Below are 13035 nucleotides of genomic sequence, written 5' to 3' on the forward strand. Positions count from 1 at the left end.
GACGTGAGCGCGCCGCGCGGCTGGTCGGTCGGCCTGGACGTCGGCGGGACCAAGACCCTCGGGGTGCTCGTGCGACCCGACGGCACGGTGGGCGGCACCCCCCTGCGGCTGCCCACCGGCCACGGCGTCGACGCGGTGGTCGCCACCGCCGCGCAGGCCGTGCGCGGTCTCGCCGAGGCGGTGCCCGGTGGGACCGGTGCCCTCGTCGGCGTCGGGATCGGGCTGCCCGGCGTGGTCGACCCGGCCTCCGGGCGCGTCGAGCACGCGGTGAACCTCGGGATCGAGGACGGCGTCCCGCTCGCGGCGCTGGTGTCCGCGGCGCTGGACGGCGTGCCGGTGCAGGTCGAGAACGACCTGAACGCCGCCGCCCTCGGCGCCGCCCACCTGCTGCCGGGCCCGGCCACCGACCTCGCGTTCCTGGCGCTGGGCACCGGCCTGGCCGCCGGGCTGGTGCTCGACGGTCGGCTGCGCCGCGGCACGCGCGGATCTGCCGGGGAGATCGGCCACCTGGTGCACGTCGTGGACGGGATCCCGTGCCCGTGCGGCCAGCGCGGCTGCCTGGAGCAGTACGCGTCGGGCTCCGCGGTCGGGGCCGCCTGGCCGGTCGACGGCGACGTGCCGCCCCCGGTGGCGCTGTTCGCGGCCGCCGACGCGGGCGACCCGGCGGCGGTGGCCGTGCGGGACACGTTCGCCGACGCGGTCGCCGCCGCGGTGCGCGTGCTGGTGCTCACCACCGACGTCGCCCACGTGGTGATCGGCGGCGGGGTCTCCGAGCTCGGCGAGCCGCTGCTGCGCGAGGTGCGTGCCGCCCTGGACCGGGCGGCCGAGGGGTCGGCGTTCGTCGCCGCCATGCAGATGGGGGAGCGGGTCCGTCTCGCTCCCCACGGAGTGCCGGTGGGTGCCGTGGGCGCCGCGCTGGCCGGACGGAGGGAGTACTGATGGAGGTCGTCATCGCGACGGGGCCGGAGCTGGCCCGGATCGCCGCGGACGCGGTCGAGCGCGTCGTGCGCGGACGGGCCGCCGAGGGGCGGACCGCCGTGCTGGGCCTGGCCACCGGGTCGAGCCCGCTGGCCGTCTACGACGAGCTGGTCCGCCGGCACGAGGAGGAGGGCCTGTCCTTCGCCGGTGCGCGCGCCTTCATGCTCGACGAGTACGTGGGCCTGGCCGCCGACCACCCCGAGCGGTACCGCAACGTCATCGAGACCGAGTTCGCCTCCCGCGTGGACATCGACCCCGCGGCGGTGCAGGGGCCGGACGGCCTCGCCGCCGACATCCCCGCGGCCTGCGACGCCTACGAGGACGCCATCACCGCCGCCGGGGGCGTGGACGTGCAGATCCTCGGGATCGGCACCGACGGGCACATCGCCTTCAACGAGCCCGGCTCCTCGCTGGCCTCGCGCACCCGGATCAAGACGCTCACCCGGCAGACCCGCGAGGACAACGCGCGCTTCTTCGACGGCGACGTCGACCGCGTGCCCACCCACTGCCTCACCCAGGGCCTCGCCACGATCATGTCCGCCCGGCACCTGGTGCTCGTCGCCGTCGGCAAGGGCAAGGCCGAGGCCGTGCACCAGCTGGTCGAGGGGCCGGTCAGCGCCATGTGGCCCGGCACCGTCCTCCAGCACCACCCGCACGTGACGGTCCTCGTCGACGAGGCGGCGGCCAGCCGCCTCCAGCTCGCCGCCTACTACCGCGAGACCTACCACCTCAAGCCCACCTGGCAGCGCCCCTAGCCCCACTCCCGACTTTCCCGCTCCCCCCTTCCCGTGAGTTCGGTGGTTCGGGCCGAGTTCGGTGGTTCCGTGGCTGTTTTCTCGCAGCAACCACCGAACTCGGCGCGGCGGTTGTCCACAGATCTGCGCGCGGGGGTAGCGGCGAGGCGCTCCGGCGGGTGACCGTCGAGGGCATGGGAGCGATGCGCGCGGGGAGTTCGAGCAGCACCGGCGGGCCGGAAGGCCGTGGAGATCCCGAGCGGCCGGCGGCGGTTCAAGGCCCGGACGAGCTGAGCCCGCAGGTGCTCCTCACGCGGGACCTCGAGCGCGCCGAGCTCGACCGGTTGCGCACTGGTGGTGTCGTGCATCGGCTCCGCCGCGGTGCCTACACGGAACGGCTGCCCACGCAGGGGAGGTCGCGCGACAGGCGGCACGAGACGCTGGCGCGGATCCGCGCGGTCGCCGCGCAGACACGTCTCGACGCGTGGTTCAGCCACACCTCGGCCGCGGTGGTCTGGGGATGCCCGGTGCTCCACCTCGCGGGCGAGGTGCACGTGATCCAGCGGTCGCACCCCGGGCGGCGGAACGACGACTGCCTGGTCCGGCACGTCGGCGTGCTCGACCCCGCGGATCGGGCAGTGGTCGACGGGCTGCGCGTCACGGGGCTCGCACGCACGTTGATCGACTGCGCCTGCGTGCTGCCGGAGCGGGACGGGCTCGTCGTCGCGGACGCGGCGCTGCGGCGCGGTGCGGACCTGGGCCGGGTGAACGCCCTGCTGCGATCCCGGGCCGGGGGCCGAGGTGTGGTGCGTGCCCGCGCCGTGCTCGCGCTCGCCGACGCCCGCGCCGAGTCGGCCGGCGAGACCCTCGCGCGCTGGGAGATGCACCGCGCCGGGCTCCCCGCACCCGACCTCCAGGTGCCGGTCCGGACCCGTCGGTGCTGGCGGTACGTCGACCTCGGCTGGCCCGCGCAGCGCGTGGGCCTGGAGTTCGACGGGCGCATCAAGTACACCGGCGAGGCCGGCATCGGCGGCGTGCCGGCCCTGGTCGCCGAGAAGGAGCGGCAGGAGGAGCTCGAGGAGGAGGGATGGCGCCTCGTGCGCGCGAGCTGGCGAGACGTGCACACCGAGGGAGGGGAACTGGCGTCGCGGGTGCGGCGGGCCCTGGCTGGCCGGTGAGTTCGGTGGTTCGTGCGAGAAATCACCCTCCGAACCACCGAACTCGACCCGAACCACCGAACTCGCGGGATGGGCGTGCGTGCGGGGGTGCGGGGGGTGTGTGGGAGGGGGGACGTAGACTCGGGGGCATGAGTGAGCCCCTGCCGCCGAGCACCGAGCCGGACCGCCTGTCGGAGCCGTCGACGGGCACGTCCACGGGGCTGCTGGAGCGCACGGAGTCCCAGGAGCAGGTGGAGCCGGGCGACCACGAGCGCTTCGCGCACTACGTGCGCAAGGAGAAGATCATGGAGTCGGCGCTGTCCGGCAAGCCCGTGGTCGCGCTCTGCGGGAAGGTCTGGGTGCCGGGTCGTGACCCGAACAAGTTCCCGGTCTGCCCGGTGTGCAAGGAGATCTACGAGGGCCTGCGCGAGCCGCAGGACGGCGGTGACGGCTCCGGGGGCTCGGGGGGATCCTCGGGCGGCGGGGGCCGGCGCTGGGGCTTCGGTCGCGGCAAGGGCTCGGGCGACTCCTCCGGCGGACAGTGACCGCCGCGGACCGGTCCCCGTCCGCACCCACCACGCACGCCTCGACGTCGGCAGCATCGCAGCTGCCGCCGGCGTTCCCCGGGCGTGCGCCGTGGGGGACGGCGGGCAAGCTGCGTGCCTGGCAGGCGGCGGCCCTCGACCAGTACCTGACGACGTCACCGCGCGACTTCCTGGCGGTGGCGACCCCCGGCGCCGGCAAGACGACCTTCGCGCTGCGGATCGCGACCGAGCTGCTGGCGGCGGGCGTGGTGCGACGGGTCACCGTCGTCGCCCCCACCGAGCACCTCAAGCACCAGTGGGCGGACGCGGCGGCGCGGGTCGGCATCAAGATCGACCCGAACTTCCGCAACGCCCAGGGCCGGCACGGCCACGGCTTCGACGGCGTCGCGCTGACCTACGCGCAGGTGGCCGCCAAGCCGGCGCTGCACGCCGCGCGCACCACCGCCGCGCCGACGCTGGTGATCCTGGACGAGGTGCACCACGGCGGTGACGCGCTGTCCTGGGGCGACGCGGTGCGCGAGGCGTTCGAGGACGCCACCCGCCGGCTGTCGCTGACCGGCACGCCGTTCCGCTCGGACACCGCCGCGATCCCGTTCGTCGAGTACGAGCGCGACCGGGACGGCATCCGCCGCAGCCGCGCGGACTACACCTACGGCTACTCCGAGGCGCTGCGCGACCACGTGGTCCGGCCCGTGCTGTTCCTCACGTACTCCGGCTCGATGCGCTGGCGCACCAAGGCCGGCGACGAGGTCAGCGCGCGCCTGGGCGAGCCGCTGACCAAGGACATGACCGCGCAGGCGTGGCGCACCGCCCTCAACCCCGAGGGCGAGTGGATCCCGTCGGTGCTGGCCGCCGCCGACCGCCGGCTGACCGAGGTCCGGCGCACCGTGCCGGACGCGGGCGCCATGGTGATCGCCACCGACCAGACCGACGCGCGCGCCTATGCCGGGCACCTCGCGCGGATCACCGGGAAGTCACCCACGGTGGTGCTCTCCGACGACGACGGCGCCAGCGCCCGGATCGACGAGTTCTCCGCCTCGGACGACCGGTGGCTGGTGGCCGTGCGCATGGTGTCCGAGGGCGTCGACGTGCCCCGGCTCGCGGTCGGCGTGTATGCGACCAGCGCCTCGACCCCACTGTTCTTCGCGCAGGCGATCGGCCGGTTCGTGCGTGCCCGCAAGCGTGGCGAGACCGCCTCGGTGTTCCTGCCGAGCGTGGCGCCGCTGCTGGCGCTGGCGAACGCGATGGAGGTGCAGCGCGACCACGCCCTCGACCGGCCGCTGACCGGCGAGGAGCAGGGCGAGGGCTTCAACCCGGAGGACGCGCTGCTGGCGGCGGCGAACCGCGAGGAGCGCGGCTCGGACGCGATCGGGCCGGACGGTCAGCAGGGGACGTTCGAGGCCTTGGAGGCGCAGGCGTCCTTCGACCGGGTGCTGTTCGACGGCGGCGAGTTCGGCACCGGCGCGGACGTCGGCTCGGACGAGGAGCTGGACTTCCTCGGGCTGCCCGGCCTGCTGGACGCCGACCAGGTGACCACGCTGCTGCGTCAGCGGCAGGCGGACCAGGTCAGCGGGCGCCGGGGCCGGCACAAGAGCGCGGCGCAGCAGGCCGAGGAGCTCGCGGCGATGGACCACCGCAAGCAGGCCGAGCTGCGCAAGGAGCTGGCGCAGCTGGTCGGTGCGTGGTCGCGGCGCAGCGGTCAGCCGCACGGGGCCGTGCACACCGAGCTGCGGCGGCGGTGCGGTGGTCCGGAGGTGCCGATGGCCGACCCGGCGCAGCTCGAGGCGCGGATCGCGATGCTGCGCGGCTGGTTCGTCGGCAAACGTTGACGCACGAGCGTCGTCGCAGGTCAGCGGCCTGGTGGTCGCGTTTCCATAGCACTGTCGTGGCGGCTCGCAAGCCGGGCGTTCGACGTGCCGACCGGCCCCGACGGTGCCACGCTCGACCTGTGACAAGGCCCCGGACCGCCGATCCGGACGGGGCGCGCGGGACGAAGGGAGACGTCAGATGCCGGCGTGGTTGATCCTCATCATCATCGGTGTGGTGCTGCTGATCCTCGGTGTGGCCGTGGAGGCCGCGAAGTTCCTGCTGTACGTGGGGGTGGCGGTGCTCGTCATCAGCCTGATCCTCGGGCTGATCGGTCGAGGCCGGTCCCGCGTCTAGGCGGGCACCGGGCGGGAGCGGGGTGCAGCAGAGCGCCTGACCGTCCGGTCGCACCACGACTCGCGCCCGCGGCGCCGGAGACACCCTCCGGCCCGCGGGCGCCGTCGTGCGCGGGCGATCAGACCGTCAGCGTGACCGTCGGCAGCGCCGCCTCGTCGGCGGAGAGCCGCCGGGCGCCGCGGGGCAGCTCCTCGCGGGAGGCCTGGTGCCGGGCGGCGGCGATCCGCACGCCCTCGGCGCCGGTCCAGCCGGGCAGCACCTCGCCCTCGCGCACCAGCGGCACCACCAGCGGGCGCAGGTCGTCGGAGCCGGGCCGCCAGCCGGAGACCGCCGCGTCCTCGCCGACCACGACGACCTCCGCGACGGCGCGCCCGTCCTCGCCCAGGCGCCGGGCGGCGGACTTGCGACCGCCCACGGACTGCTTGGCGACGGAGGCCTTCGCCACCGGCGCGAGCCGGCCGTCGGCGCCCTCGCGGGCGACCAGCTTGTAGACCATCCCGCAGGTGGGGGCGCCGGAGCCGGTGACCAGGGAGGTGCCGACGCCGTAGGAGTCCACCGGCGCGACGGCGAGGGCCGCGATGGCGTGCTCGTCCAGGTCGGAGGTGACGGTGATCTTCGTGCTCCGGGCGCCGAGCGCGTCGAGCTGGGCGCGCACCTCCTGCGCGAGCACGCCGAGGTCGCCCGAGTCGAGCCGCACCGCACCCAGCCCGGTGCCGGCAGCGGCGACCGCCCGCTCCACGCCGGTGCGCACGTCGTAGGTGTCGACCAGCAGCGTCGTGCCCGGTCCGGCGGCGGCCACCTGCGCGGCGAAGGCGGTCTGCTCGTCGTCGTGCAGCAGCGTGAACGCGTGGGCCGCGGTGCCGATCGTCGGCAGACCGTAGCGCCGGCCGGCCTCGAGGTTGGAGGTGCCGGCGAACCCGGCGACCGCGGCGGCGCGGGCGGCGGCCACGGCGGCCTCCTCGTGCGCGCGCCGGGCGCCCATCTCCAGGCAGGGCCGGCCGATCGCGGCGCTGGTCATCCGGGAGGCGGCGGAGGCGACGGCGGAGTCGTAGTTGAGGATCGACAGCACCAGCGTCTCGAGCAGCACCGCCTCGGCGAAGGTGCCGTCGACGGTGAGCACGGGGGAGTGCGGGAAGAACGTCTCGCCCTCGGCGTAGCCGCTGATCGACCCGGTGAACCGGTAGCCGGCCAGGAACTCCAGCGTCACGTCGTCCACCACGCCCTCGGCGGCCAGCCAGTCGAGCTCCACGGCGCCGAAGCGGAAGTCCGCCAGCGCCTCCAGCACGCGCCCGGTGCCGGCGACCACCCCGTAGCGGCGACCGTGCGGCAGGCGCCGGGTGAACACCTCGAAGACGCAGCGACGGTGGGCGGTGCCGTCGGCGAGGGCGGCCTGGAGCATGGTCAGCTCGTACCGGTCGGTGAGCAGCGCGGTGCTGGACGTCATGGGGACACGGTAGGTCCCCGCAGGTGGATCGCACCTACAGTGGAGCGGTGCCCGTGCAGACCGCCCCCGAGGAGACCGTCCAGACCGACGGTGCGCCCGCCGACGCCGTGGCCGACCCCTGGGTGACGATCGTGTGGAACGACCCGGTCAACCTGATGTCGTACGTCAGCTACGTGTTCCGCTCGTACTTCGGCTACCCGGAGGCGAAGGCCGAGAAGCTGATGCGCCAGGTGCACGAGGAGGGCCGCTCGGCGGTCTCGTCCGGCAACCGCGAGCAGATGGAGGTCGACGTGCAGGCGATGCACGGCTTCGGGCTGTGGGCCACCCTCCAGCGGAGCGACGCCTAGGTGCGCGCGTTCCGGGTGGTGGACGACGCCCTGACCGCGGGTGTCGGCGAGGACGAGCGGCACGTGCTGTCCACGGTGGTCGCCGACGTCGCCGAGCTGCTGGGGGCCGGACGGCTGGAGTCTCGTGCACCCCACGGTGACGGTGCGCCCGAGGACCAGGTCGGGCTGCGGCTGCGGCTGGACCCGCTGCCCGCGCCGGACGACCCGGCTGTGCACCGCCTGCTCCCCGACGCCTCCCGCGAGGACCCCGAGGTGGCCGCGGAGTTCCGCCGGCTGACCGAGGACGACCTGCGGCAGGACAAGATCGACCGGCTCGCGATCCTCTACGCGGCGCTGACCGCACCGGAGGCCGCCGAGGAGGGCGTGCTGCTGCTGCCGCGGGCGCACGGCCCCCGGCTGGCGGCGACGCTGACCGACATCCGTCTGGTGCTCGCCGATCGCCTCGGCCTGACCGACGAGGAGGCCGCCGCCGCGCTGGAGGACGAGCTCGACGGCCCGGAGCCGGACGCCGACGACCGCAGCGCGCAGGTGCGGCACTACCTCGGCACCGTCTACGTCGCGCTGGGCTGGTGGCAGGAGACGCTGATGTCCTGCCTGCTCGCGGACCTGGACCGGAACTGAGCGCACCGATCACCGGATCGTCACAGCATCGCCACCCGGCGACCCGCCCCGGCGGCGAGAGGGCCCCGCGTGCGGGACTAGGCTCACTCGGGTGAATGACGCCCCCATCGGGATCTTCGACTCGGGCGTGGGCGGTCTCACCGTCGCGCGGTCGATCCTCGACCAGCTGCCGCAGGAGTCCACCCTCTACATCGGGGACACCCTCAACACCCCGTACGGCACCAAGCCGCTCGCCGCGGTCCGCGCCCACGCCCTCGAGGTGATGGACGACCTGGTGGATGCCGGCGTGAAGATGCTGGTGATCGCGTGCAACACCGCCTCGGCGGCCATGCTGCGGGACGCCCGCGAGCGGTACACCCTGCGCAAGGGCCTGCCGGTGGTCGAGGTGATCCTGCCCGCGGCCCGCCGCGCGGTCGCCGCCACCCGCACCGGGCGGATCGGCGTGATCGCCACCAAGGCCACCGTGGAGTCCCGGGCCTACGACGACGCCTTCGCGGTGGCCCCCGGGATCACCCTGACCACGCAGGCCTGCCCGCGGTTCGTGGAGTTCGTCGAGGCGGGGGTCACCTCCGGCCCCGAGCTGCTGGGCGTCGCCGACGAGTACCTGCGCCCGGTCAAGGAGGCCGGCGTGGACACCCTCGTGCTCGGCTGCACGCACTACCCGCTGCTCACCGGCGTGATCTCCTACGTGATGGGCGAGGACGTGACGCTGGTGTCCTCCGCGGAGGAGACCGCCAAGGACGTGTACCGCACGCTGGTCGCGCACGACCTGGAGCGCGACCCGGCCGCCGGCCCCGCCGAGCACCGGTTCCTCGCCACCGGCGACCCGGAGCCGTTCGCGGCGCTGGCCCGCCGGTTCCTCGGCCCCGAGGTGCGCCACGTGGAGGCCCGCGGCGCTCTGCGCTGATCGGGCACGGCGCGCTGCGCTGATCGGGACACCGCCCGCCCGGACACCGCCCGCCCGGACCCCGCCCGCTCGGGCGTCCCCGCCCCTCCCCGGCGTGACGAGCGACACGTCCGGACCGGGACCCTCGGCCGGTCGTCGGCCGGCCCCGCGGGGCAAGATGGGCGACGGGCCGCCGCAGGGTCGACGTCGTCACTCGGGCCCGCCAGGGGAGTGTGCCGATGAGGCTGGTGGTCGTGGGCAGTGCCGGGTCGTTCCCCGGCCCGGACTCCGCCGCGTCCTGCTACCTGGTGCAGGCGGAGGACGCCGCGGGTCGCACGTGGAACGTGCTGCTCGACCTGGGCAACGGCGCGCTCGGCCCCTTGCAGCGCTACCTGCCGCCCACCGACCTGGACGCGGTGGCGATCAGCCACCTGCACGCCGACCACGTCGCAGACGTCGTGGTGCTCGGCGTGATGCTCCGCTACGGCCCGCAGGGCCCGCGCCCGGCGCCGCTGCCGCTGCACGGCCCGGAGGGCACCCGCGAGCGGCTGGCCCAGCTGGCCGGTCACGACCCCGCCACCAGCACCGCCGACCACCTGGACGTCGGCACCTGGCGCGCCGGGGAGGCGGTGCACGTCGGCCCGCTGACGATCGAGCCGGTGCCGGTGGAGCACCCGGTGCCGGCGTTCGGGCTGCGGATCACCGGGCCCGCCCAGGCCGACCCGTCCCGCACGGTCACGCTGGCGTACACCGGCGACACCGACGAGTGCCCCGGGCTGGACGAGCTGGCGCGCGACGCCGACGTGCTGCTCGCCGAGGCCGCCTACCTGGAGACCACCGTCGGGGCCCCGCGCGGCGTGCACCTGACCGGGCGCCGGGCCGGTGCCGCCGCCGCGCGCGGGGGATCCCGCCGGCTGGTGCTCACCCACCTGGTGCCGTGGAACGACCCCGCCGCCTCCCTGGCCGAGGCGCAGGGCGTGTACGACGGCCCGGTGGACCTGGCCCGCCCGGGGCTGGTCGTCACGCTGTAACCCGGTGTCGGCGACCTCCGGCCCGCCCGACTACCCTGGCGGGCATGACGTCCGACGCCACCACCAGCCCCGCCGCTCCCGCACAGCCCGTCGTCCGTGAGGACGGCCGCGCCACCGACGAGCTGCGCCCGATCTCGATCACCCGGCGCTACCTCGACGCCGGCGAGGGCAGCGTGCTGGTGGAGTTCGGCGGGACCAAGGTGCTGTGCGTCGCGTCCTTCACCGCGGGCGTCCCGCGCTGGCGCAAGGGCTCCGGCCAGGGCTGGGTCACCGCCGAGTACGCCATGCTGCCGCGCGCCACCACCACCCGCTCCGACCGCGAGTCCGTGCGCGGCAAGATCGGCGGCCGCACGCACGAGATCTCCCGGCTGATCGGCCGCTCGCTGCGCGCCGTGATCGACGTCTCCGCCCTCGGCGAGAACACGATCGTGCTGGACTGCGACGTGCTCCAGGCCGACGGCGGCACCCGCACCGCCTCCGTCACCGGCGCCTACGTGGCGCTCGCGGACGCGGTGGCCTGGGGTGTCGCGCAGGGCTCGGTCGACCCGTCGAAGAAGGTGCTCAGCGACTCGGTGTCGGCGGTCAGCGTCGGGATCATCGACGGCACCCCCATGCTCGACCTGCCCTACGTGGAGGACGTGCGCGCCGAGACCGACATGAACGTCGTCGTCACCGGCTCCGGCACCTTCGTCGAGGTGCAGGGCACCGCCGAGCACGCCCCGTTCCGCCGCGCCGAGCTCGACGCGCTGCTCGACCTGGCCCTCGGCGGCACCGCCGAGCTGGCGCGGGTGCAGGCCGAGGTGCTGGCGGTGCCGGCCTCCGAGGGCACGATCACCCGTCGTGGCGGCTCCGCGGTGCGCGCGTGACCAGCGCCCGGCTCGTCCTCGCGACGCACAACCAGCACAAGATCGGCGAGCTGCGCGCGATCCTCGCCCCGCAGATGCCCGACCTCGACCCGGCCCTCGTGGTCGGCGCGCGGGACGTCGGCGCCCCCGAGCCGGTCGAGGACGGCGTGACCTTCGCCGAGAACGCCCTGATCAAGGCGCGGGCGCTGGCGGCGTTCACCGGCCTGCCCGCGATCGCGGACGACTCCGGGCTGTCGGTCGACGTGCTCGGCGGCGCCCCGGGGATCTTCTCCGCGCGCTGGGCCGGCCGGCACGGCGACGACGCCGCGAACCTCGCGCTGCTGCTCGCCCAGCTCGGCGACATCGCCCCGGAGCACCGGGGTGCGCGCTTCACCTGCGCCGCCGCCCTGGTCACCCCGGGCGGCACCGAGCACGTCGAGGTCGGCCACCTGGTCGGCACCCTGGCGACCGCCCCGCGCGGCAGCCACGGCTTCGGCTACGACCCGATCCTGGTGCCGACCGGCGAGCAGCGGACCTGCGCGGAGCTCGACCCGGCGGAGAAGAACCGCATCTCGCACCGCGGGCAGGCGTTCCGCGCGCTCGTGCCGGCGGTCGTCGCGGCCCTGCGTGGCTGATCCGGTGGGGGCCGTCCACCTGGTCGCCGACGACCTGACCTTCGGCTACCCGGGGCGGCCGGTGCTGGACCGGGTCGGCGTCTCGGCGTCGGCGGGGGAGCGGATCGGGCTGGTGGGCGAGAACGGCGCCGGCAAGACCACCCTGCTCCGGCTGCTGTCCGGCGACCTGGTGCCGACCGCGGGCGAGGTGCGGCGCTCCGGCACCGTCTCCGTGGTGCACCAGGAGCTCGACGTGCCCGCCGGATCGACGATCGGCGACCTGGTCGCCCGCACCGCGCGGCACGTCCGCGCGGCCGCCGAGCGCCTGGACGCCGTGGTGGCGGACTTCGACCACGAGTCCGGCGACCTGACCGCGCTGAGCGAGGCCATCGCCGCCGTCGAGCACCTGGCGGCGTGGGACGTCGACCGGCGGGTGGACGAGGCGCTGACCCGGTTCGGCGCCCCGCGCGACCCTGCCCGGCGGCTGGACACCCTGAGCGTCGGCGAGGCCTACCGTGCCCGGCTGGCCTGCCACGTGGCCGAGCGTGCCGACATCCTGCTGCTGGACGAGCCGACCAACCACCTCGACGTCAGCGGGATCGACTACCTGACCGGCGCGCTGCAGCAGTGGCCGGGCGTCGTGGTGATCGTGACCCACGACCGACGGCTGCTGGACGACGTGATGACCGGCATCCTCGACCTCGACCCCTCGATGGACGGCCGCCCGGTGCTCTACGGCGCCACCCGCTACGCCACCTACCGCTTCGCCAAGGACCAGGCGCTGCGCCGCTGGCGGGCCCGGTACGCGCAGGAGCGCAAGCGCGCCGCCGCCCTGGCCCGCCGCCTCGACGAGTCCTACGAGGGGCTGTCCGACGAGTGGCGGCCGGAGAAGGGCTCGCAGAAGCACCGCCGGGCCACCCGCGCCCGCATCCACGTCAAGGCCGCCGACCGGCTGGTGCAGAAGCTGGAGGCCGAGGCCGTCGAGGTGCCGGTGCCGCCGCCCGCGCTGCTGTTCCCCGACCTGCCCAGCATCCCCGCGGACTACCGCGGCGGCCCGCTGCTCGAGGTGCGGGCCCCGCGGGTCGGCGACCGCCTCGACCTGCCCGGGGTGCGCGTCGAGCTGCCGCCGGCCGGTCGGCTGCTGGTCACCGGGGCCAACGGCGCCGGCAAGTCCACCCTGCTCGCCGCGCTCACCGGCGCCCTGCCGCTCGACCGCGGGCTGCGCACGATCGCCCCCGGGGTGCGCCTCGGCGTGGTCGGCCAGGACGACGGCGCCGGTCTCGATCCTGCCGCCAGCGGCTTCGACACCGTGGCCCGGCACGCGCGCGACCTGCTGGAGGCCGGCCTGCTCGACCCCGCGCAGGTGCTCCCGGTCGCCGCCCTCGGGCTGCTGGAGGAGGCGGACCTGGACCGCCCGCTCGGCGAGCTGTCCGTCGGGCAGCGCCGCCGGTTCACGCTGGCCGCCGCGCTGATCGCCGCCCCGCACGTGCTGGTGCTGGACGAGCCGACCAACCACCTGTCGATCGCGCTGGTGGACGAGCTGACCGAGGCGCTGCGGCTGACCTCGGCGGCGGTGGTGGTGGCCACGCACGACCGCGCGATGCGCGCCGACCTCGCGGACTGGCCGAGCATCGAGCTCTGAGAGCGCGAGAACCGCCGGACCGCCCACG

General features: G+C 75.4%; 14 protein-coding genes. 13 read left to right on the forward strand and 1 reads right to left on the reverse strand.

Features of this window, described 5'->3' with window-relative positions; all coding sequences use genetic code 11:
- Positions 1–3 precede the first annotated feature (3 nt).
- From ACZ5HG_RS06355 to ACZ5HG_RS06380, 6 genes are all read left to right on the forward strand, one after another.
- Positions 4–939 (forward strand): ROK family protein, encoded by a 936-nt coding sequence (locus ACZ5HG_RS06355; protein WP_464181146.1) that lies wholly within the window; start codon positions 4–6, stop codon positions 937–939.
- The gene (gene nagB / locus ACZ5HG_RS06360; RefSeq protein ID WP_464181147.1) at positions 939–1733 is read left to right on the forward strand and encodes a glucosamine-6-phosphate deaminase; all 795 of its coding nucleotides are present in this window, start codon (positions 939–941) and stop codon (positions 1731–1733) included. Before ACZ5HG_RS06355 ends, nagB begins: the two co-directional genes overlap by 1 nt.
- A gap of 173 nt (positions 1734–1906) precedes the next feature.
- Entirely contained in the window at positions 1907–2890 is a 984-nt protein-coding gene (locus tag ACZ5HG_RS06365) for a hypothetical protein (RefSeq protein ID WP_464181148.1), read from the forward strand.
- 128 nt (positions 2891–3018) lie between these two features.
- Positions 3019–3414: a DUF3039 domain-containing protein gene (locus ACZ5HG_RS06370; protein WP_464181149.1), complete on the forward strand. Its 396-nt coding sequence runs from the start codon at positions 3019–3021 to the stop codon at positions 3412–3414.
- Entirely contained in the window at positions 3411–5243 is a 1833-nt protein-coding gene (locus tag ACZ5HG_RS06375; RefSeq protein ID WP_464181150.1) for a DEAD/DEAH box helicase, read from the forward strand. The genes ACZ5HG_RS06370 and ACZ5HG_RS06375 overlap by 4 nt, the downstream gene beginning before the upstream one ends.
- Before the next feature lie 178 nt (positions 5244–5421).
- Entirely contained in the window at positions 5422–5577 is a 156-nt protein-coding gene (locus tag ACZ5HG_RS06380) for a hypothetical protein (protein WP_464181151.1), read from the forward strand.
- Between the two features lie 118 nt (positions 5578–5695).
- Here ACZ5HG_RS06380 and ACZ5HG_RS06385 read toward each other — a convergent pair whose 3' ends face one another.
- Positions 5696–7021, reverse strand: coding sequence for a nicotinate phosphoribosyltransferase (locus ACZ5HG_RS06385; protein WP_464181152.1), 1326 nt, complete (start codon positions 7019–7021; stop codon positions 5696–5698).
- Positions 7022–7068: 47 nt separating this feature from the next.
- On the opposite strand from ACZ5HG_RS06385, the gene clpS reads away from it, so the two are divergent.
- The 7 genes from clpS to ACZ5HG_RS06420 all read left to right on the forward strand — a co-directional run bounded on the left by clpS (position 7069) and on the right by ACZ5HG_RS06420 (position 13007).
- Positions 7069–7368 (forward strand): ATP-dependent Clp protease adapter ClpS, encoded by a 300-nt coding sequence (gene clpS / locus ACZ5HG_RS06390; RefSeq protein ID WP_464181154.1) that lies wholly within the window; start codon positions 7069–7071, stop codon positions 7366–7368.
- Positions 7369–7989, forward strand: coding sequence for a DUF2017 family protein (locus ACZ5HG_RS06395; protein ID WP_464181155.1), 621 nt, complete (start codon positions 7369–7371; stop codon positions 7987–7989).
- A 91-nt stretch (positions 7990–8080) separates the two neighbouring features.
- The gene (gene murI, locus ACZ5HG_RS06400; RefSeq protein WP_464181157.1) at positions 8081–8896 is read left to right on the forward strand and encodes a glutamate racemase; all 816 of its coding nucleotides are present in this window, start codon (positions 8081–8083) and stop codon (positions 8894–8896) included.
- Positions 8897–9114: 218 nt separating this feature from the next.
- On the forward strand, positions 9115–9906 hold the full coding sequence (locus ACZ5HG_RS06405) for an MBL fold metallo-hydrolase (RefSeq protein WP_464181160.1): 792 nt from the start codon (positions 9115–9117) through the stop codon (positions 9904–9906).
- 44 nt (positions 9907–9950) lie between these two features.
- A complete protein-coding gene (rph, locus tag ACZ5HG_RS06410; RefSeq protein ID WP_464181162.1) occupies positions 9951–10772 on the forward strand; it encodes a ribonuclease PH in 822 nt (273 codons plus the stop codon).
- Positions 10769–11386, forward strand: a complete 618-nt coding sequence (gene rdgB / locus ACZ5HG_RS06415) for an RdgB/HAM1 family non-canonical purine NTP pyrophosphatase (protein WP_464181164.1) — start codon at positions 10769–10771, stop codon at positions 11384–11386. Before rph ends, rdgB begins: the two co-directional genes overlap by 4 nt.
- A gap of 4 nt (positions 11387–11390) precedes the next feature.
- Positions 11391–13007 carry an ABC-F family ATP-binding cassette domain-containing protein gene (locus ACZ5HG_RS06420; RefSeq protein WP_464182115.1) on the forward strand — a complete coding sequence of 539 codons (1617 nt, stop codon included), beginning with the start codon at positions 11391–11393 and terminating at the stop codon, positions 13005–13007.
- Positions 13008–13035: the final 28 nt, after the last annotated feature.

It is taken from the genome of Cellulomonas sp. GTC20042 (assembly GCF_055389595.1).

Excerpts from the sequence above, each read along its gene's own strand:
- nagB (WP_464181147.1), top strand. The coding sequence starts at position 939 with ATGGAGGTCGTCATCGCGACGGGGCCGGAGCTGGCCCGGATCGCCGCG.
- ACZ5HG_RS06365 (WP_464181148.1), top strand. The coding sequence starts at position 1,907 with ATGGGAGCGATGCGCGCGGGGAGTTCGAGCAGCACCGGCGGGCCGGAA.
- ACZ5HG_RS06370 (WP_464181149.1), top strand. The coding sequence starts at position 3,019 with ATGAGTGAGCCCCTGCCGCCGAGCACCGAGCCGGACCGCCTGTCGGAG.
- ACZ5HG_RS06380 (WP_464181151.1), top strand. The coding sequence starts at position 5,422 with ATGCCGGCGTGGTTGATCCTCATCATCATCGGTGTGGTGCTGCTGATC.
- ACZ5HG_RS06385 (WP_464181152.1), bottom strand. The coding sequence starts at position 7,021 with ATGACGTCCAGCACCGCGCTGCTCACCGACCGGTACGAGCTGACCATG.
- ACZ5HG_RS06405 (WP_464181160.1), top strand. The coding sequence starts at position 9,115 with ATGAGGCTGGTGGTCGTGGGCAGTGCCGGGTCGTTCCCCGGCCCGGAC.
- rph (WP_464181162.1), top strand. The coding sequence starts at position 9,951 with ATGACGTCCGACGCCACCACCAGCCCCGCCGCTCCCGCACAGCCCGTC.